Origin of the sequence: Streptomyces sp. NPDC056738 (assembly GCF_042790435.1) — a bacterium.
In the GTDB taxonomy this organism is placed as follows: domain Bacteria; phylum Actinomycetota; class Actinomycetes; order Streptomycetales; family Streptomycetaceae; genus Streptomyces.
The window spans coordinates 31,903-51,346 of record NZ_JBHTZF010000010.1; the positions used below are offsets into that span (position 1 = coordinate 31,903).

Annotated in this window: 15 protein-coding genes and 1 pseudogene; 10 read left to right on the forward strand and 6 right to left on the reverse strand. The window is 73.5% G+C overall.

Features of this window, described 5'->3' with window-relative positions; genetic code table 11:
* Position 1: 1 nt before the first annotated feature.
* Genes ACFRIC_RS25375 through ACFRIC_RS25410 form a run of 8 tightly spaced genes read left to right on the forward strand, consistent with a single transcriptional unit; the run spans position 2 to position 9,534 of the window.
* Positions 2-1,201, forward strand: coding sequence for a glycosyltransferase family 4 protein (locus ACFRIC_RS25375; protein ID WP_382789720.1), 1,200 nt, complete (start codon positions 2-4; stop codon positions 1,199-1,201).
* Positions 1,198-2,637 carry an exopolysaccharide biosynthesis polyprenyl glycosylphosphotransferase gene (locus ACFRIC_RS25380; protein ID WP_382789724.1) on the forward strand — a complete coding sequence of 480 codons (1,440 nt, stop codon included), beginning with the start codon at positions 1,198-1,200 and terminating at the stop codon, positions 2,635-2,637. The genes ACFRIC_RS25375 and ACFRIC_RS25380 overlap by 4 nt, the downstream gene beginning before the upstream one ends.
* Before the next feature lie 4 nt (positions 2,638-2,641).
* The gene (locus tag ACFRIC_RS25385; protein ID WP_382789727.1) at positions 2,642-4,054 is read left to right on the forward strand and encodes an O-antigen ligase family protein; all 1,413 of its coding nucleotides are present in this window, start codon (positions 2,642-2,644) and stop codon (positions 4,052-4,054) included.
* Complete coding sequence (gene murJ / locus ACFRIC_RS25390) at positions 4,051-5,874, forward strand: murein biosynthesis integral membrane protein MurJ (RefSeq protein WP_382789730.1); 1,824 nt, start codon at positions 4,051-4,053, stop codon at positions 5,872-5,874. The genes ACFRIC_RS25385 and murJ overlap by 4 nt, the downstream gene beginning before the upstream one ends.
* Before the next feature lie 52 nt (positions 5,875-5,926).
* Positions 5,927-6,622, forward strand: coding sequence for a polysaccharide deacetylase family protein (locus tag ACFRIC_RS25395; protein WP_382790443.1), 696 nt, complete (start codon positions 5,927-5,929; stop codon positions 6,620-6,622).
* Positions 6,619-7,731 (forward strand): glycosyltransferase, encoded by a 1,113-nt coding sequence (locus tag ACFRIC_RS25400; protein WP_382789732.1) that lies wholly within the window; start codon positions 6,619-6,621, stop codon positions 7,729-7,731. The genes ACFRIC_RS25395 and ACFRIC_RS25400 overlap by 4 nt, the downstream gene beginning before the upstream one ends.
* Before the next feature lie 16 nt (positions 7,732-7,747).
* The gene (locus ACFRIC_RS25405) at positions 7,748-8,407 is read left to right on the forward strand and encodes a lipopolysaccharide biosynthesis protein (protein WP_382789734.1); all 660 of its coding nucleotides are present in this window, start codon (positions 7,748-7,750) and stop codon (positions 8,405-8,407) included.
* Positions 8,404-9,534, forward strand: a complete 1,131-nt coding sequence (locus ACFRIC_RS25410) for a GNAT family N-acetyltransferase (RefSeq protein ID WP_382789736.1) — start codon at positions 8,404-8,406, stop codon at positions 9,532-9,534. The genes ACFRIC_RS25405 and ACFRIC_RS25410 overlap by 4 nt, the downstream gene beginning before the upstream one ends.
* A 516-nt stretch (positions 9,535-10,050) precedes the next feature.
* On the opposite strand, the pseudogene ACFRIC_RS25415 reads toward ACFRIC_RS25410, so the two are convergent.
* From ACFRIC_RS25415 to ACFRIC_RS25430, 4 genes and pseudogenes are all read right to left on the reverse strand, one after another.
* Positions 10,051-11,412 (reverse strand): annotated as a pseudogene (locus ACFRIC_RS25415) (glycoside hydrolase family 26 protein); the annotation flags it as partial.
* Positions 11,413-12,050: 638 nt separating this feature from the next.
* Entirely contained in the window at positions 12,051-13,283 is a 1,233-nt protein-coding gene (locus ACFRIC_RS25420; protein WP_382789739.1) for a chaplin, read from the reverse strand.
* A gap of 106 nt (positions 13,284-13,389) precedes the next feature.
* Positions 13,390-13,647 carry a chaplin gene (locus ACFRIC_RS25425; protein WP_361683647.1) on the reverse strand — a complete coding sequence of 86 codons (258 nt, stop codon included), beginning with the start codon at positions 13,645-13,647 and terminating at the stop codon, positions 13,390-13,392.
* A gap of 314 nt (positions 13,648-13,961) precedes the next feature.
* A complete protein-coding gene (locus tag ACFRIC_RS25430; protein WP_382789742.1) occupies positions 13,962-14,375 on the reverse strand; it encodes a rodlin in 414 nt (137 codons plus the stop codon).
* A gap of 251 nt (positions 14,376-14,626) precedes the next feature.
* Between ACFRIC_RS25430 and ACFRIC_RS25435 the strand changes: the two genes are divergently transcribed.
* Both ACFRIC_RS25435 and ACFRIC_RS25440 read left to right on the forward strand, forming a co-directional pair.
* Positions 14,627-15,037, forward strand: a complete 411-nt coding sequence (locus ACFRIC_RS25435; RefSeq protein WP_382789745.1) for a rodlin — start codon at positions 14,627-14,629, stop codon at positions 15,035-15,037.
* Between the two features lie 202 nt (positions 15,038-15,239).
* Positions 15,240-15,647 (forward strand): rodlin, encoded by a 408-nt coding sequence (locus ACFRIC_RS25440; RefSeq protein WP_382789748.1) that lies wholly within the window; start codon positions 15,240-15,242, stop codon positions 15,645-15,647.
* 133 nt (positions 15,648-15,780) lie between these two features.
* On the opposite strand, the gene ACFRIC_RS25445 is transcribed toward ACFRIC_RS25440, so the two are convergent.
* On the reverse strand, positions 15,781-17,700 hold the full coding sequence (locus ACFRIC_RS25445) for an AMP-dependent synthetase/ligase (RefSeq protein ID WP_382789751.1): 1,920 nt from the start codon (positions 17,698-17,700) through the stop codon (positions 15,781-15,783).
* A gap of 92 nt (positions 17,701-17,792) precedes the next feature.
* Positions 17,793-19,415, reverse strand: a complete 1,623-nt coding sequence (locus tag ACFRIC_RS25450) for a von Willebrand factor type A domain-containing protein (protein ID WP_382789753.1) — start codon at positions 19,413-19,415, stop codon at positions 17,793-17,795.
* Positions 19,416-19,444 lie beyond the last annotated feature (29 nt).

A 19,444-nucleotide genomic window follows, 5' to 3' on the forward strand; every position in this document is an offset into this window, starting at 1 on the left:
CATGCATCTGCCAACAGACCCTCCGCCGCGGGTCCTTCATGTCACGCAGCCGGTCGACGGCGGTGTCGCCCGCGTGGTCACCGACCTCGTCGGCGCCCAGCTCGCCGCCGGGACGCGCGTGACCGTCGCCTGCCCGGACGGCAACGGCTTCGCCCGGGAGGTGCGGGCGCTCGGCGCGGACGTTCGCCCCTGGCACGCGACGCGGGCACCGGGGCCGCAGCTCGCCCAGGAGGTACGCAGGCTCGGCCGGGTGCTGGCGCGGGTACGGCCCGACGTGGTGCACGCCCACAGCGCGAAGGCGGGGCTCGCGGCCCGGCTCGCGCTGCGCGGCCGGGTGCCGACGGTGTTCCAGCCGCATGCCTGGTCGTTCGAGGCCGTGGACGGTGCGGCGGCCGCGCTCGCGCTGCGCTGGGAGCGGTGGGGTGCCCGCTGGGCGTCCCGGGTGGTGTGCGTCAGCGAGGCGGAGCGCATGACCGGCGTACGAGCCGGAGTGCGCGCCCCCTGGAGGGTGATCCCCAACGGCGTCGACCCCGAGCGCTTCCGCCCCGACTCCGTGGACAGCGCGCGAGCCGGGATCCCGCTGCTCGCGGGGATGGATCCGGCGGCTCCGCTGGTGGTGTGCGTGGGACGGCTGTGCCGGCAGAAGGGGCAGGACATCCTCCTGGAGGCCTGGCCCGCGGTGCTGCGGCGGGTGCCCGCGGCGCGGCTCGTGCTCGTCGGGGACGGGCCGGACGCGGCACGGCTGCGCGCCGGGGCACCGCGAGAGGTGCTGTTCGCCGGGGCCGCCGCCGACGCGGTGCCCTGGTACCAGGCCGCCGACCTGGTCGTGCTGCCGTCCCGCTGGGAAGGCATGGCGCTGGCCCCCCTGGAGGCCATGGCCTGCGGGCGGCCGGTCGTCATGACGGACGTGGACGGCGCCCGCGAGAGCCTGCCGCCGGGACACGACACACACTGCCTGGTGGCCTCGCCCGAACCGGCGCCACTGGCCGGGGCGATCGCCGCGCTGCTGGCCGACGCCCCGCTGCGCGCGTCGCTCGGCCGACAGGGGCGCGGCCACGTACTGACCACGCACGACGTGCGCCTCACGGCCGACGCGGTCGCGGGGGTGTACCGCGAACTACTGACCGGGCGACAGCCGCAGCACGCCGGGGGCGTCATGTGCGCGGACCACACCGAGTGCAGGGAGTCCATCCACTCGTGACTGCGGAAAGCACCGTTCCCTCCCCCGGCGGCCAGCCCCGGGAGTACGGATCCTCATCCCTCACGGTCATGCCGTCGCGCGGGGCCGGCGGCGGTCTCAGATTCCCGGCCGGACAGCGGCGGCGCACCGTCAGGCGCGCCTCCTGGCTGCCGCTCGCGGCCGTGGACGCCGTCGCGGCGCTGACGGCCGGACAGACCCTCGCGGAGGTCCAGCGGCACCCGCCGGCCCTCGTCGCCCTCCTGTTCGGCGTGGTGTTACTGAACGCGCGGGCCTCCCTGTACCGGCCGGCACCCCTGCCCGCCCTGCTCGACGAACTGCCCGCCGTCTGCGCCCGGATCGCGGTCGTCTGGTGCGCCCTGGCCGCCGTCCTCGCCGCGTTCGCCCCGGACGAGGCGCTGTCGGCCCGGACGCTGGCGCTGGGATGTGCCGCGCAGGCGGTGATCGGCCTGGCCGGCCGCGGCGCGGTGCACTGGCGCCGCCGCCGGGCCCTCGCGCGGCACCCCGCCGCCGCCCTGGTGATCGGTCCCGCCGGGACGGCCCAGCGGGTGGCCGCGGCGTTCCTGCGCCACCCGGACTGCGGGGTGCGGCCGGTCGGTGTCGTCGCCGACCGGCCGACCGGCCTCGACGTCCTGCCGGTGCTCACCACCGGCGAGGAGGTCCAGCGGGCGCTCATCCAGAACAGCGTGCGCGCCGTGCTGGTGGTGGAGCCGCCGAGCCGGCGCGGGCCGACGCTGCGGGCACTGGCCCTCGCGGGCTGCGCGCTGTGGGAGGTCGACCCGGACTCGCCGTCGTACGACCGGGCCGGTGGGCACACGCTGGCCGGCTTCGCCTGCCGCCCCCTGTCGGTCGGCGGGCGGCGCGCCGGTTTCGGGAAGCGGTTCCTCGACGTCGCCGTCTCCGGTGCGCTGCTGCTGCTGGTCAGTCCGCTGCTGCTGGCGTTCGCGGCCGTCCTGCGGCTGACCGACGGACCCGGTGTGGTGTTCCGGCAGGAGCGCATCGGCAAGGACGGACGGCCGTTCACGCTGCTGAAGTTCCGCACCCACCGCCCGGTCGACGCGCACGAGGCCGCGACCCGCTGGAGCGTGGCGGGCGAGCAGGAGATGAGCCGCTTCTGCCAGTTCCTGCGGCGCACCTCGCTGGATGAGCTGCTCCAGCTCATGAACGTCCTCAGGGGCGACATGAGCCTGGTCGGCCCGCGCCCCGAACGGCCCTACTTCGTCACCAAGTTCAGCCAGACCTACCCCGGATACGCGGCCCGTCACCGGATGCAGACCGGCATCACCGGACTCGCCCAGGTGCACGGGCTGCGCGGCGACACCTCGATCGAGGACCGGTGCCGCTTCGACAACGCGTACATCGACAACTGGTCGATGTGGCAGGACATCTGCATCCTGCTGCGCACGGCCGCGGCGCTGGTGCGCCCGACGGGGAGCTGAGCCGGTGAGCCAGGCCCTGCCCCTCACTCCCCTGGACAGCGTGACCGCGGCCCTGCGGCGGGCGCTGCCGGTGCTGCCCGTCGTCGCGGTGATCGCGCTGCTCGGGCTGCCGATCGCGCCGAGCGGCGAGGGCGGCGCGAACATCGCGGACGCCATGTCCGGTCTCGTGGTGCTGTGCTGCGCGGTGCGTCTCGTACGGACCCGGCGGCGCCCCCTGTCCGCGACCGCGGCCCTGGTCCTCGGGCTCCCCGTGGTCGGCATCTCGGTCGCGGCGGCCGGGGCGACGGACCCGGGGGCGGGGATCACCGGCCTCACCCGGTATCTGCAGATCTTCGTGCTGGTACCCGCCGCGGTCCTGCTGCTCGTCCGCGACCGGCGCGACTTCCGGCTGCTGGCCTGGTCGTTCGTCGCGCTGGCGCTGTGGCAGGGGGCGGTGGGGGTACGGCAGTACGTCACCGGGACCGGCGCCTCGTACCAGGGCGAGGACGTCCGAGCGGTCGGCACCTTCGGGCCCACCGACGTGATGGGCATGGCGACGGTGGTCGCGTTCGGGCTGGTGTGCGCGGTGGCGCTGGCCCTGGGAGCGGGTGAGGAGCGGCGGCGCGCGGTCGCCGTGGTGTGCGCGCTGGCCCTGCTGCCGCCACTGGCCCTCTCGTTCAGCCGGGGCGCGTGGATCGCCACGGCCGTGGCCTGCGGCGCGCAGCTCGTGCTGGCGGGGGTGCGGCGCGCGGTGCGGACGGTCGCGGTGCTGGCCGCGGCCGGAGTGATCCTGGTGGGCGGGCTGGGCTTCGGCAGCGCGATGCTCCAGGAGCGGGTCGCCAGCATCACGCAGGTCACCGACGCGCCGGACCAGTCGGTGACGGACCGGTACACGATGTGGGCGGCGGCGACCGACATGTGGCGCGAGCACCCGCTGACGGGCGTCGGGCTGAAGGGCTTCCCCGAGTACCGGGACGGTCATGCCTCGCTCGCGCTGTCCTCGGGCAGCGACATCGCGGGCGCCGGGGCCGCCTTCCACAAGCAGGCGCTGCTCTCGCCGCACAACATGTATCTCCTCGTCCTCAGTGAGCAGGGTCTTCTCGGACTGCTCGCCCTGGCGGGCGGCTGGCTCGTCCTGCTGGTGGGCGCGCTGCGCGGGCTCGTACGGGTGCGCCGCGCGGCACGGGACGGGACGGAATCCGGCCTCGCCTCCGGCCGGAGGCCGCCCGGCACGGACTGCGCGCTCGTGGCGTGCGGGCTGCTCGTCTGGCAGTTGATCGACTTCGTGTACGCGGACATCGGCGGCCCCTCGACGGTTCTGACCGGCGTCGTCTTCGGCGTCATCGGCTGGTGGGCGCTGATGGATCCGTCGGTGACACCGGGCACCGAGGGATCGGCGCCGACGGCCGCCGTTCGGGAAGAGGCCGCGGCGCGATGACGGTGACACCCCCCAGGACGGGCGAGGACCCGGACACGAACCCGTCCCTCGGAACGGGCACGGACACGGGCGCGGGCAGGGATGCGAGCGCGAGCCTGGATGCCTGCGCGAGCGCGGGTACGAGCGCGAGCGCGGGCCGGGGTACGAGCGCGGGCACCAGCGCAGGCACGGGCGCGGGCACGGATACGGGTGAGCGGAAGCGTGCCCGTTCCGGGGCGCGTGACGGGCGGGTGCCCGGGGCGCGGGAGAGCGGGGGCCGGCCCGAGACCACGTCCAACCGGTTCCTCGCCAGGGCGGCCCTCGTCACCATCGCCCTCTCGATCGCCGGAGCCCTCCTGGGCCTCGGCCGGGACCAGGCGCTCGCGCATCTGTTCGGGGCCGGGTCGGACACGGACGCGTTCCTCGTCGCCTGGACGGTGCCGGAGTTCGCGGCGACCCTGCTGATCGAGGACGGGCTGGCCTTCGTCCTGATCCCGGCGTTCAGCGTGGCGGTGACCCGGCGCGCCCGGGGAGCCGCCGGCGATCCCGTGCGCGCGCTGGTCGCCGCCACCCTGCCCCGGCTGACGTTCGCCTTCGCGGCCGTCGGGGCGCTGCTGATCGCGGGGGCGCCTTACCTGGTCGAGGCGCTCGCGCCCGGCCTGCCCGATCCCCGGCTCGCGGTGGACTGCACCCGGCTGACCGCGACCTGCGTGTTCTCCTTCGGGCTCGCCGGGTACTGCAGCGCGGCCCTGCGGGCGCACCGCCGGTTCGTGGCACCGGCGGCGATCTACATGGCGTACAACGCCGGGATCATCGCGGTGATGTTCGTCCTCGGCGCGCGCTACGGCGTGCGGTCGGCGGCGCTCGGTGTCGCGGTCGGCGGCGCCCTGATGGTGGTGGCGCAGGCCCCGTCGCTGTGGCGGCAGCTCCGGCGCGGGGAGTCGGCGGCCGGGACCCCGGACGGTGAACCGGCCCGCCCGATGGACCTCACCCTCGTCGGCACGGTGCTGCTCTTCGCGCTGTGCCGGCAGTCCCAGGTCCTCATCGAACGCTTCCTGGCCTCCTCGCTGCCCGCCGGCGCCATCTCGCATCTGAACTACGCCCAGAAAGTGGCCCAGATGCCGATGGTGCTGTCGCTGATGCTCTGCACGGTCACCTTCCCCGTGGTCGCGCAGGCCATCGCCGAGGGCGACACGGAGCGGGCCCGCGACCGGGTGGAGCGCGATCTGACACTCGTCGCCTGCACGGTGCTCCTCGGCACGGCGGCGGTCGTGGCGTGCGCCCCGCAGATCATCCACCTGCTCTTCCAGCGCGGCGCGTTCACCGCCCAGGACACGGCGGCCACCGCGGCCGTCATGCGGGTGTACGCCCTCGGACTGCTCGGCCACACCCTGGTGGGCGCGCTCGTGCGCTCGTACTTCTGCTCGGGGCGGCCGACCTGGTACCCGCTGTTCGCCATGACCGCGGGAATCGTCGCGACCTGCTGGACCGGGGTCCTGGCCGTCGGCCCCTGGGGGGTCTGCGGCATCGCAGCGGCCAACGCGGCCGGCATCACCCTCACCGCCGGGCTCCTGCTGTACGGCATGGGTCCGCGCAGCGTGCCGATCCGCACCCGCGCGGTGCTGTCCGAGATCGGCAAACCGCTGCGGGCCGCCCTGACCGCGGCGGTGACCGGTGGTCTGTGCGCGAGCGGCGTGGATGACCCGCTGCTCGGACTCGTCGTCGGCGGCACGGTCGTGACCGTCGTCTTCGCCCTGCTGGCCTGGGCCTTCCGGGTCGAGGGGTTCGCCTCCGCTCTCCGTTCCGTCACACGAAGGGTTTCCTGTGCCCGTTTCCGCTGACAGCAGCAGACGTACCGGTACGAACGCCCTCGACGCGCCGCCCTGGGTGGCGATGTACCACTCCGTCGGGGACTGCTCCGACGACCCCTACCGTGTCACGGTCTCCCCCGGCCGCCTGGACCAGCAGCTCCGCTGGCTGAGCCGGCACGGTCTGCGCGGGGTGAGCGTCGCGGACCTGCTCGCGGCCCGCGCCCGCGGCCAGGGCCGGGACCTGGTGGGGCTGACCTTCGACGACGGGTACGCCGACTTCGTCGAGACCGCTCTGCCCCTCCTGCGGCGCCACGGGTTCGGCGCCACCCTCTTCGTGCTGCCCGGCCGGCTCGGCGGCGACAACGCCTGGGATCCGCTGGGCCCCCGCAAGCCGCTGCTCGGCAAGCAGGGCATCCGGGTCGCCGCCGCCTCCGAGGGCATGGAGGTCGGCTCGCACGGACTCACCCACGTCGACCTGACGCGGGCCGACGACGCCGTGCTGCGCGCCGAGGTCGCCGAGAGCAGAGCGGTGCTCTCGGAGTTGATCGGTGCTCACGTCGACGGCTTCTGCTATCCGTACGGGACCGTCGACCGCCGGGTCGTCGACGCCGTCCGCGACGCCGGCTACCGCTACGGCTGTGCCATCGACCCCGGCCCGCTGACCGGCCCGTACGCCCTCCCCCGTGTGCACATCGGCGAGAACGACACCGCCGTCCGAATGTTCCTCAAGCACCGGCTGCACCGGCTGCGCCGCCGCCCCGTCGAGGCGGGCCGGTGAAGGCGCTGCACATCATCACCGGCCTCGGGATCGGTGGCGCCGAGCAGCAACTGCGGTTGCTGCTGCGGCACCTGCCCGTCACCTGCGACGTCGTGACGCTCACCAACCCGGGCCCCGTCGCCGCCGGGCTCGCCGCCGACGGTGTGCGCGTCACCCATCTCGGCATGGCCGGCAACCGCGACCTCGCCGCGCTCCCCCGTCTGGTGAAGGTGATCCGCGCGGGCCGCTACGACCTCGTCCACACCCACCTCTACCGGGCCTGTCTGTACGGCAGGCTGGCCGCCCGGCTGGCCGGGGTGCGGGCGGTCGTGGCCACCGAGCACTCGCTCGGCGACTCGCAGATGGAGGGCCGCCCGCTCGGTGCCGGCGTACGCGCCCTGTATCTGGCCGGCGAGCGGCTCGGCCGGTCGACCGTCGCCGTCTCGCCCACGGTCGCCGAACGGCTGCGCCGCTGGGGTGTGCCCGCACCGCGCATCGAGATCGTGCCGAACGGCGTCGACATCGCCCGCTTCCGCTTCGACCCCGACCTGCGCGAACGCACCCGCCGCCGGCTCGGGCTCCCGCAGGACGCGTACGTCGTCGGCGGGGTCGGCCGGCTCGCGCCCGGCAAGCGGTTCGACGTCCTGATCCGCGCGCTGGCCGAACTGCCCGGCGACTGCCGGCTGCTGCTGGTCGGCGGCGGCACGGAGGAGGTCGCGCTGCGGCGCGCGGCGCACGACGCCGGGGTCGTGGACCGGGTCCTGTTCGCCGGGGAGCGCCCCGCCGACGGTGCTCCCGGCGCCGACCTGCCGTCGCTCATAGGGGCCATGGACGTCCTCGCCTCGCCCTGCCCCGAGGAGGCGTTCGGGCTGGCCGTCGTGGAGGCGCTGGCGGCCGGACTCCCGGTGCTGTACGTCTCCTGCCCGGCTGTCGAGGACCTGCCGCCCGGAGCGGCCCGCGGCGCCACCCGGGTCGACGGCGGCGCGGAGTCCTTCGCCCGCGCCCTGGCCGGCGTCCGGGCCCAGGGCCCAGCCTCCCGCTCGGCCCCGGAGGCGGCCCACCACTACTGCATCACCCGCAGCGCCGCACAGCTCATGGACGTGTACGCGGCCGCTGTCTCGCGCACCTGACTGGAGTGAGTTCCACATGTCCGAAAACCTCACCAGGGGCCACCGTCCCTGGGGTTCGGCCCCTTCCCGGGCGAGGACCATGCCGGCGTGGTCGCTGCTCGCGGCCACGGCCGTGCTCGGCGGCGTGCTCGGCGGCGCGTACGGCGTGGTGAAGCCCCCGTCCTACACGGCCACCAGCTATGTCATCGCCGTACCGACGGACAAGGGCGATCCCTCGGCCGCGCTCGGCTTCGCCCAGGCCTACGGCCGGGTCGCCACGCAGCTCGCGGTGCTCGGGGACGCGCAGGTATGGGCCGGCGTGCCGGTGAAGACGCTGGAGGCGAGCGTGCGGACGGCGACCTCCCCGGACGCCCCGATGGTCGCCGTCTCCGCCACCTCCACCCACCCCGACCAGGCCGCCGACATGGCCAACGCGGTCACCCGCTCGCTGACCCAGCACGCCAACGCGAGCCAGAAGAGCACCCACGTCCAGCTCCTGTCGTTCTCCCGCGCGGTGAAGCCCGCTTCGGCGTCCTCGCCGTCCCCGACGGTGACGGGCCTGGTCGGCGCGAGCGCGGGCGGACTGCTCGGCGGGCTCGTGCTGCTCGTCCGGCCCCGGCGGACCGGCGGCGACCCGGCCCGCCCGGCCTCGGTGCCGAGCCCCGCCACCGCCGCCGATGTGCACGGCCAGCGGTGAGCGCGACGACCCTCCAGGCCGGCGCGCTCGACACCGCGCGGGCCGAACTCGTCACCGAGGAAGGCGAGTTCGCCGACCTCGCGGCGGCCTGGGGGCGCCTGTACCGCCGGTGCGGCGCCGCCACCCCCTTCCAGAGCCACGCCTGGCTGCATTCCTGGTGGCAGTCGTACGGGACACCGGGGCGCCTCAGGCTCGTGGTCGTGCGCGAGGGCGGTGAACTGCTCGCGGTCGCGCCGCTGATGCGGGCCCGCCGCCGGCTGCCGGCGCTCGTGCCGCTCGGCGGACCGATCTCCGACTACGCGGACGTGCTCCTCGACGACGAACACGCCGACCGCGCGGCGGCCCTGCTCGCCGAGGGGCTGTCGGCCGCGGCCCGCACCGCGCTGATCGATTTCCGCGAGGTCCGCCCCGGCGGCGCGGTGGAGCGGGTCTACGAGCACTGGCGCGGACCGCGGCGCCAGGTCGGGGACTCCCTGTGTCTGGAGCTCCCGGCCGCCTCGATGGAGGAGCTGATCGGCCGCCTCCCCTCCTCCAAGGCCCAGCGCGTCCGGGCCAAGCTGCGCAAACTCACCGCGCTCGGGGTCGAACGGCGGGTGGTGGGTCACGACGAGGTGGACACCGCCCTCGGCCGGCTGCTCGAACTGCACCGGCTCCAGTGGGAGGGCCGGAAGGTGACGTCCGAGCACCTCCATGAACGGTTCTCCGAGCACCTGGTCCGCTCGGTGGGCCCGATGGTGCGGTCCGGGGACGCGGTGGTCACCGAGTTCCGGCTGGACGGCGCCGTGATGGCCGTGGACCTCACCCTGCTGTCCCGGCGCCTCGCGGGCGGCTATCTGTACGGCGCCCATCCGGGGCTGCGCGAACGCAAGGCGGACGTCGCGGTGATGCTGCTCGACGCCTGCTCCCGGCACACCGAGGGCGGTGACCGCGGGACGCTGAGCCTGCTGCGCGGCGACGAACCGTACAAGCACCACTGGCGCCCGGACCCGGTCGTCAACCGGCGACTGCTCCTGGCCCGCCGGCGTACGGCGCCGCTGATGTCGGCGGTCGTCTGCGACGTCGCCGCGCGCCGGCGGGGCAAGGAGCTGCTGCGGAGCTGGAGGGAACGCGGCGGCGACGGGCCCTGACCGGCCCGCCGCCGTCCGGGGTCACCAGCCGCTCGACCACCAGTCGCCCGACCACCACTGGTCCGACGGAAGGTCGAGGTGCACGCACGGCTTGCCGCCGATCCAGTACTCCACCCAGTCACCGAGATCCAGCGACGTGCAGCGGGCCGGGTCCGGTGCGGTGTCCGGGACGGGCTCGCGTGCCGGGGGCGGTGTGGGCGTCGGGGTCGGAGTGGACACCGGCACCTGCACCGGGGTCTTGGCGGGCGTCGGGACCGGCTCGGGCGTCGGCGTCTTGACCGGAGTCGGCTTCGGCTTGGACGTCGGCGTCTTGACCGGAGTCGGAGCCGGCTTGGACGTCGGCGTCTGGACCGGAGTCGGCGTCGGCTTCGGCTTCGGCTTGGACGTCGGCGTCTTGACCGGAGTCGGAACCGGCTCGGGTGTCGTGGCCGGCTCGGGTGTCGCGACCGGTTCCGACGTCGGGGTCGGCTTCGGCTCGGGCTTGGAGGTCGGCTCGGGCGTCGGCGTCGCGACCGGCTCGGGCGGGGTGGCCTCGGGCGTCGGGGTGGAAACCGGTTCGGACGTCGGCGTCGAGGCAGGTGCGGAGGCCTCGGGTGTCGGTGTCGACGCCGGTTCGGACGTCGGGGTCGGTGCCGGAGCCGTCGGCTGCGGACCGGTGAGATGGGACAGCGCGGCCCGGTAGGCCTGCGCCGCCAGCGGGTTGTCCTGGCACTGCCACACGCCGTGCGGGCAGTAGTCGGTGAGCGTGTTGTACACGGGCTTGTGCTCGTCGATCCAGGCGAGCATGTCCTTCATGTACGTCGCGTTGTCGCCGTTCCGGTAGAGGCCCCACTCGGGATAGGAGATGGACTTGCCGTGGGCCCTGGCGAAATCGACCTGCTCCTGAAGCCCGTACGGCTCCTTCACCTGCTCCTCGAACGAGAGTCCCGAGGGCTGGTCGTACGCGTCCATGCCGAGGATGTCGACCGTGGCGTCCCCGGGATAGCACTCGGTCCAGGGAACGGCGTCCCGCCCGCGGTTCGGGGCGAAATCGAACCGGAACCTCTGCCCCGGCACCGACCGCATGGCGGTGACGATCCTGTTCCAGTACGTCTTCCACGCCTCCGGGTCGGGACCGCAGCGGTGGGTGTACGTGACGCCGTTCATCTCCCAGCCGAGCACGATGACGGTGTCGGGCACCTTCAGCTCGACGAGCCGCTCGGCGAGCGCGCGGAAGTGGTGGTCGAAGGCCCCCGTCGCGGCCTCGCGCAGCAACAGACGGACCTCGTCGTCGGAAAGGCCCTCCTCGTTGCGCTCCATCATCGGGACGTTGAGGACGAGCATCCGGTCGTCCTGACGGCGCCTCCAGTCCGCCCAGGCGTCCAGGAATCCGGGCGCGCCCTCGATGTTGCTCCAGCGGTCGCCGGGCAGATACGTGTGTCCGACCCGCAGTTCGGTACCGCCCAGCCACTGGCTGAGCTGCGCGATACGGGCGACGCCCTCGGGCCCGTAGTCGAGGTAGGCGCCGAAGGGCGGCAGCCCCGCGGTGCCCGGCCCGGCGGGCAGCGCCGGGTTCGCCCCGTCCCCGGCAGGCTTCGCGGCCGCGGCCTGCGTCGCGGCAGCGGCACCGGTCGAGGTGGACGGCCCGGCGGGCGTCGACACGGGCCGCGCGGCCGGCCTCCCGGCCGGGCTCCCGCCCGCGGCCGGAACGCCCGCGCCCGCCGCGGAGTTCACCGGCGGGTTCGCCGCCGTGGGGGTCGGAGCCGGCGGGTCGCCCACCCGCGCCGCCCCGGTGCCCACGGCGTACGCCGGACCGGACGCGAGGGCGACCGACGTGACGATGCCGGCCGCGATGAACGCCAGCCTTCCGCTCCGGGGCCGCTGCTGCTGTGGGGCCATGCCTGCTCCTCTCCCTCTTGGACCTCGGATTTCCTTTCCGATGACTGACACTCAGTCACACGCATGTTCATTCAGCCAACCGGTGTTCCGGTCTCGCGATCTGACGATCACACTCAGGAGTGACCGGCCCGGTCACCGTGCCTCGCGCTTCCGGTCGGCTCCGAGGAAAGTCCCGTCGGCGGGTCGCGCTTTGTCAGCGAGACGGACCCGCCACCTCCCGCCGGCCCGCCCCTCGCGGACCCGGCCGGGGTGTTGCGCCAAGTGGCCGCCCCGGATCCCGGCCCGCCGGACTGGTCCCGTCGGATGACGTGGGCGCCCTCGCCCGGCGAGCGGGCGGCGTGCGGTCCGACGCGTCTGCCGAAACGTTTCCGCATGATCGGCCGAGACTTCGACGCGTCCGTGCCGGGGTTCCCCGTGGGGGGCCGGGTGTCTTCGCGGCGGGCGTGCGGCGGGTGTCTTCGCCGCGGGCGTGCGACGGGTGTCTTCGCGGCGCGCGCGCTCACCGCCACGGCCACGGCCACGGCCACGACCGGGCCACGCGCCTCGTCCGCGGCGCCGGGTTCACGGCGGACACGCGGCTGCGCGGATCGGCTCCGGGTGCCGGGCGCGAGAGCGCGAACGGCACCCGGAGCGGGGCGTCACGGGCGGGACATCGCCCGGCTGCGCCGGTACAGCAGGGCGCCGCCGACCAGCAGCGCGGCGCTGATCGCGCCGTTGGCGAGCATTCCCTCACTGCCGGTCTCCGCCAGGGTGGGCGGGGTGTACTGCCGGTGCACGGGGGGCTGCTCGTGGATCTTCACGGGCGGGGTGTGCACGGTCGGCGTGTGCGGGGTGTGGTGCTTCGGCGGCTGCGGAACCGTCCGCGGGGGCGTGTGCGGAGGGGTCGCCGGCGGAGTGCAGTGGTGCGGGGTCGTCGGGTGGCCGTGCGGCGCGTGGTGGTGGGCGCACGAGTTGCCGAACACGGGGTTCAGCAGACCGATCACGTCCAGGGTGTTGCCGCAGAGCTCGACCGGGACGTCCACCGGAGCCGCGGCCTGGTCGCCGGACAGGACACCGGGCGAGCCGTGGGTCTGGCCGTACGCCGAGGCGCCGCTCCAACCGCCGTGGTGGGCGGCCGAGTCACGGTGGCCGGGGCCCATGTGACCGGAGTGACCCTGGCGCGAGTCCCCGTACCCGGAGTCGCCGTGGCCGGAGTGGCCCTGGCGCGCGTCGCCGTAGCCCGAGTCGCCGTAGCCGGAGCCCTGCCGGGAGTCGCCGTGGCCGGAGTGACCCTGGCGGGAATCCCCGTACCCGGAGTCGCCGTAGCCCGAGTGACCCTGGCGCGAGTGCCCGTGGCCCGCGTCGCGGTGGCCGCCGCGCTCGCCGCCGTAGCCGCCCTGGTCACGGTGCTCACCGCCGTAGCCGCCGTGCTCGTCGCCGTAACCGCTCTGGCCGCGGTGCTCGCCGCCGTGGCCGGGGTGACCGCCGCGCTCACCGCCGTAGCCACCGGCCGGGTGACCGGCGGGGTGACCCCCGTGGCCGCGCGCGTGGTCGGTGCCGCCGTGGACGCCACCGCGTCCGGGGTGGTGCGCGGAGCCGGCGTCGTGCTGGACGGGGTGGTGCGGCGTCATGTGCCTGCCCTGCGCGACCGGGCCGTTGGCACAGGAGTTGCCGAACGCCGGGTTGAGGGCGGCGACGACGTCGACCGTGTTGCCGCAGATGTTCAGCGGCACGTTCACCGGAACCTGGACGTTGTTTCCCGACCCCACGCCGGGTGAGTCCGAAGCGGTCGCGGTCGTGCTGGAGTCCGCGAAGGCCGGACTGGCGTACAGGGACATGATGCCTGTCGCAGCCGCGGCCAGGACCACTCCCCTACTCAGGTTCGTTCGCACTCTCGTTGTCTTCCTGCTGGGAGAAGTGAGGAAGCCGGCCTTGGGGTCCGCGAGGCGGTCCAAGGCCGGCCGTGGCACAGCCGGAGGCGGCTGAAGTGCCGAAACGTCAGCCGTTGGCGCAGACGTTGCCTGCCGTCGGGTTCAGCAGCGCGAGCACGTTGACCGAGTTGCCGCACACGTTGACGGGGATGTGGATCGGGACCTGGATCACGTTGCCCGAGAGGACACCGGGAGAGTTGGCGGCCAGACCCTCGGCGCCCGAGTCCGCGAACGCCGGGGCAGCCATGCCCAGAGCCATGATCGCGCCGATGACGACGGAAGTGCTCTTCCTGAGCTTCACGTGCTTTCCCTTCTCTGCGGTCATGCCCCTTTGTCGGCCGAAACCGAGCGAGCACACTTGGGCGGCTCGCATCATGACCTGCAGGCTGTAAACGAGGGACCCGCCGCCGAAGAAACTGTGAAACGTACGCCCATGGGGAATTCACTCGAATCGCCCCACCCGGAATGGACACGGGAGCTTCACAACAGGAGAAACGCTCCTTCCGAAGAAGAAGCGTTTCGCCCGGAGCGGGAATGTCAACACGGCAGAACTGGAATTCATATATACGACGAGAACATGCGCCGGGGCCCGGAACCGCCCGCCCGAACACGGCGTGCGGCCCGGGCCCCGGCCGGGCGTCAGCTTCCGAGGGCGCCGTTGCCCGACAGGACCGGGATGTTGTCCGCGATGTGCGACAGCGGCTCGTCGCCCTTGGCCTGGGTGGAGTTCTCGGCGCACTGCTGGTTCTGCGGGGCCGACAGGACCGGGACGTCCTGGAGACCGGCCTGCGCCAGCACGCCGAGCACGTTCTGGACGTTGGCCTTGACGGGCAGACCGACACAGAGCTTGTTCAGCGAACCCTGGACGGCGGAGAGCTGGGGGCTCATGTCGCCCTTGGTGAGAGCGTTGCCGTACGCCTGCTCGGCACCGTTCCCGTTCACCGTGGTGACGCCGTCGTCGTTGCCGATGGCCAGCGCCTGCGAGGCGGCCGCCGCCGAGACGCCGACGACGGAAGCCGCGACAGCCGCCACGGCCATTGCCTTCTTGAACATTTCTCCGGGTTCCTTTTCTGCCGGTGAAGCGTATTCCTGCTGTCACCTCAACCGAAGCCGGCGGGATTGGTTGTCCATAGTCACCCGAACGGATCGCGGAACCCTCCAGAATTCACCTGACCTATGGCCTGAGGATTTACTCGCCACGCCGTTCACATGGGCCATTGGGGTGAATCGGAGCAACCATGCGGCCCGGGGTCAGTTGTCCAGGTCGCTCCGGTGGACGGGGTTACTCCAGAAGGGATCAGCAAGTGATCAAGAAGGTTATGGCTGCTGCGGCGATCGCCGCTTCCGTCGTCGGAGCCAGTGCTGCCGCCGCGCCCCAGGCGCTGGCCATCGGCAACGACGACGGCGTCACCACGGTGAACGGCAACGCCGCCTCGCAGATCTACGGCAACCAGGCCACGTACGGCAACATGAGCCCGCAGATGGCGCTCATCCAGGGTTCGCTGAACAAGCCCTGCATCGGCCTGCCCGCCAAGATCAACGCCCAGAACGTGCTGGGCGCCGCCCAGATCGGTCTGCAGGACGTCCCGATCCTCTCGGCCCCGCAGAACCAGCAGTGCACCGAGAACTCCACCCAGGCCAAGGGCGACGAGCCGCTGTCGCACATCCTGGACAACATCCCGGTCCTCTCGGGCAACGGCGCCCTCGGAAGCTGATTCCACCGCCGCGCACAGCGGGCCGCCGGCTCGTCCGGCGGCCCGCTGCCGCTGTCACCTCCTCGACGACAGCGGCGGCGAGCGCCGGCCCCGGATACACCGCGGGCCATTCGGGGGACACCCCGCAACCACACCATCCGCAGCACTGTTGATCATGGCGCGGCTCCGCTCGGAGTCCGCTCTCCGAAAGGGCAAAACGAACATGAAGAAGCTCTGGGCGACCGCGGTCATCGCCGCCTCCCTGGCCGGTGCCTCCGCCGCCACCGCGCCGCAGGCGCTGGCCATCGGCAACGACGACGGTGTCACCACCGTCAACGGCAACGGAGCCGTCCAGAAGTACGGCAACCAGGCCACGTTCGGCGACATGAGCCCGCAGCTCTCGCTGGTCCAGGGCTCGCTGAACAAGCCCTGCATCGGCCTGCCGGCCAAGCTCAACGTCCAGAACATCGCCGGTCTGGCGCAGATCGGTCTGCAGGACGTCCCGGTCCTCTCGGCCCCGCAGAACCAGCAGTGCACCGAGAACTCCACCCAGGCCAAGGGCGACGAGCCGCTGTCGCACATCCTGGACAACATCCCGGTCCTGTCGGGCAACGGCGCGGTCGGCAGCTGACCACCCCCGCACCACGGACAGCGGGTCGCTCCTCGGAGCGGCCCGCTGTTCCCGTGTCCGGCCACGGTTCCCGCTTCCGGCCGCTGTTCCCGCGCGCGGCTCGTGTTCCGTGTCGGGTCGGGTCGGGGATGCCTCAGCCGCCGTACAGCTTCTCGATCTCGGCCGCGTACGCCGTCGTCACCGCGTGTCTGCGCACCTTCAGGGACGGGGTGAGGAGCCCGTTGTCCTCGGTGAACTCGCCCTCCACCAGGGCGAAGGCGCGAATCGACTCGGCCCGGGAGACGGCGTCGTTGGCGTGGTCCACGGCCTTCTGGACGTCCGCGCGCATCCGGGGGTCGCGGGCGACGTCCGCGAGCGGGGTGTCCGCCGGGAGCCCGCGGACGGCGAGCCAGTGGGCGACCGCCTCGACGTCGAGGGTGATCAGCGCCGCGACGAACGGGCGGTTGTCGCCGACGACGAGGCACTGGCCGACCGGCGCCCGGCCGCGCAGCCGGTCCTCCAGGACGGCCGGCGAGACGTTCTTGCCGCCGCTCGTGACGAGGATGTCCTTCTTGCGGCCCGTGATGGTCAGATAGCCGTCCTGGTCCAGCGCCCCGAGATCGCCGGTGGCGAACCAGCCGCCGGTCAGGACGGCGTCGGTGGCGGCCGGGTCGTTCCAGTAGGCGCCGAAGACGACACCGCCCTTGATCAGCACCTCTCCGTCGTCGGCGATACGGACGGAGGTTCCCGGGACGGGCAGGCCCACCGTTCCCGGGCGGGGGCCGAGCGGCGGGACCACGGTGGCGGCGGCGGTCGTCTCGGTCAGGCCGTACCCCTCGTAGACGATGATTCCGGCGGCGTGGAAGAACAGGTTGAGGTCGCGGTCGAGCGGGGAGCCGCCGCTGATGGCGTAGTGCGCGCGGCCGCCGAGTTCCTTGCGGATGCGCCGGTAGACCAGCAGGTCGTACAGCGCCCAGGCCGCGTACAGGCCGGGCCCGGGGCCCTTGCCCGTCCCGAGGAACCGGTTCAGGTACGCCTCCCCGAAGCGCACGCCGACGCGGTGGGCGCGGTCGAAGGAGGCGGCGCGGCCCATCCTCTCGGCGGTCGCTCGCCCGGTGGCGTGGATCTTCTCGAAGAGGTACGGGACACCGACGAGGAAGGTGGGCCGGAACTCCCGCAGCGCGGGCCGCAGTTCGTCGGGCTTGATGCTCGGGCAGTGGCCCAGTTCGATCCGCGCCATCAGGCACGCGATCTGGAGCGTGCGGCCCATGATGTGGGCGAGCGGGAGGAAGAGGATCGTCGCGGCGGTCCGGCCGGTGACCTGCTGGAAGACCGGGTGCAGCAGTTCGACCGTGTTGGCGGCCTCGGCGTGCAGGTTGGCGTGGGTGAGGACGCAGCCCTTGGGCCGGCCGGTGGTCCCGGAGGTGTAGCAGATCGTCGCGATCGTCTCGGGGGTGAGCGCGGCACGCCGCGCGGCGACCTCCTCGTCGGCGATGTCCCGTCCCAGGTCTGCGAGTTCGGCGAGGGCTCCCGCGTCGAGTTGCCGGACGTGCGGGGGCCGGGGATGGCCCGCGACGGCGGTGGCGACGGTCTCCGCGTTCGCGGGGTTCTCGACGATCACGAAGCGGGCCCCCGAGTCCCGGACGATCCACTCCACCTGCTCGGCGGAGGAGGTGGGGTAGACCGGGACGCTCTGGCCGCCGGCGGCCCAGACGGCGAAGTCGAGGACCGTCCATTCGTAGCGCGTACGGGACATCACCGCGACCCGGCCGCCCGGTTCGAGGCCGGCCGCGATCAGCCCCTTGGCCGTGTCGGTGACCTCGCGGGCGAAGGCGGCGGCGGTCACCGGCGTCCAGCCGCCGTCGACCGGCCGCCGCAGCACGACGGCGCCGGGAGCCTCGGCGGCGTTCGTGAACGGCAGGTCGGCCGTGCTTCCGCCGGCCGGAGCGGGCGCCAAGGTGGCGGCACGCGCCTCGCGGACCGTGCCGCTCTCGTCCCTGACCAGCTCCACCCGGCCGCGGTCCGCCGCCTCCGCGTGCCGCTTCGCCCGTCGCAGATCCTTGCGTACGCCCATCACGGCTCCCGGTCGCAGGATTCTTACCGCCGAGTCAACTTACCCGTGCGTAACGGAATTTCAATGGGTCGCACACGATTCACCGGGGCTCGCTAGCGAGCGCAGCCGTCGGTGCAGACGTCCAGTTCGTCGGCCTGACCGATCGCGGTCGCGAGCGCCGAGACGTCCTTGTCCTCGGTCACGTTCGCCAGCGTGCGGGCCCGCGAGGCGAGTTCCCGGAGGGAGGGGACACCGGGCAGGGAGCTCCAGCGGGCGTCGCCCGCGCGCAGGTCGTCGGCGAAGTAGGCGGCCACGGCGGTGACCTGGAAGGAGTACGGCGAGGTCCAGACGCCGTCGCGCAGGTCGCCGGTCTCCAGGCCGCCGGACGCCTCGTGCGGGGCGCGGGAGTCGGGGTCGAGCCAGCGGACGGTGGCGGTGGCCAGATGTCCGGAGGCGCCGGGGCGGGTGCGGACGGCGTAGAGGGCGGTGACCGTGTGGCCGGGGCCCACTTCGCCGCCGTCCACCCGGTCGTCGCGGAAGTCCTCGTCGGCGACCTTCCGGTCGTCGTAGCCGATCAGCCGGAACCGTTCGACCGTCTGCGGGTCGAAGGCGACCTGCGCCTTGGCGTCGCGTGCCGTGAGGTCGATGTTCTGCGGAAGCTGGTCGCAGAAGACGGTGAGGGCGTCGTCGCGGTCGGAGACGTACGTGGTGTGGCCGTCGCCCTTGTCGGCGAGGCGTTCCATGAGGGCGTCGCCGTAGTCGCTGCCGACACCCACGCCGAACAGGGTGATGCCGTGGTCGCGGCGGGCCGAGGAGATCCGTTCGAGGATGTCGTCCGCGTCCGTGTCGCCGGTGTTGGCGAGGGCGTCGGAGATCAGGACGACCCGGTTGGTGGCCCCCTCGCGCAGCCCGTCGACGGCGGTCGCGTACCCGGTCCGCACGCCCGCGCCGAGGTTGGTCGAGTCGGTGGGCTCCAGGCTGTCGATCGCCCGGTGGACGCGGGCGCGGTGGGCGCCGAGCCGGGTCATCGGCAGCACGGTCTCGGCCTCGTCGCTGAAGGTGACCAGGGCGACCGAGTCGTCGTCGCGCAGCCGGTCGGTCATCACGTCGAGGGATTCCCTGGCCAGGTCGAGCCGGCCCGGCTCCGCCATGGAACCCGAGATGTCGATGACGAAGGTGAGGGCGGCGGGCGGGCGTTCGCGCTCGCTCTCGGCGGGCCGGGTGGCGAGCCCGACCCGGACGAGGGACCAGCGTCCGTCGTTCGTGCGGGCGCCGTCCACGGACAGCGAGAAGCCGTTGCCGTCGGGGCGTTCGTAGTCCTGGCGGAAGCTGTTGACGAACTCCTCGGGGCGGACGGTCGAGGGGTCGGGGGCGCGACCGTCCGCGAGGCTGCGGCGGGCGTAGCCGTACGACGCGGTGTCGACGTCGAGGGCGAAGGTGGAGAGGTAGTCGGGCGACGGCTGGACGTCCGGGGCGTCCGACTGCTCGCCCTCGGTGCCGCGCTCGGCCGCGCCGCCGGTCGGCTGGGCGGGCGCCGGCAGCGGGAGGTTGTTGCGGCCGCCGGACCTGTCCGGGCCGTCCGTGGATTTGCTGCTGTCGCCCGCGCCGCATCCGGTGAGCAGCAGCGCGCCCGCGATCGGCAGGGCGAGCAGCGCTCCGGCCGCCCTGCGGCGGCTCCCCCGCCGTGCGCCGCCGCGCGGATGGCCCGTGTCGGCCGCCGTCCGTGTGTACTTCATCCCCATCTGTGCCCCCTCGGCGTACGGCC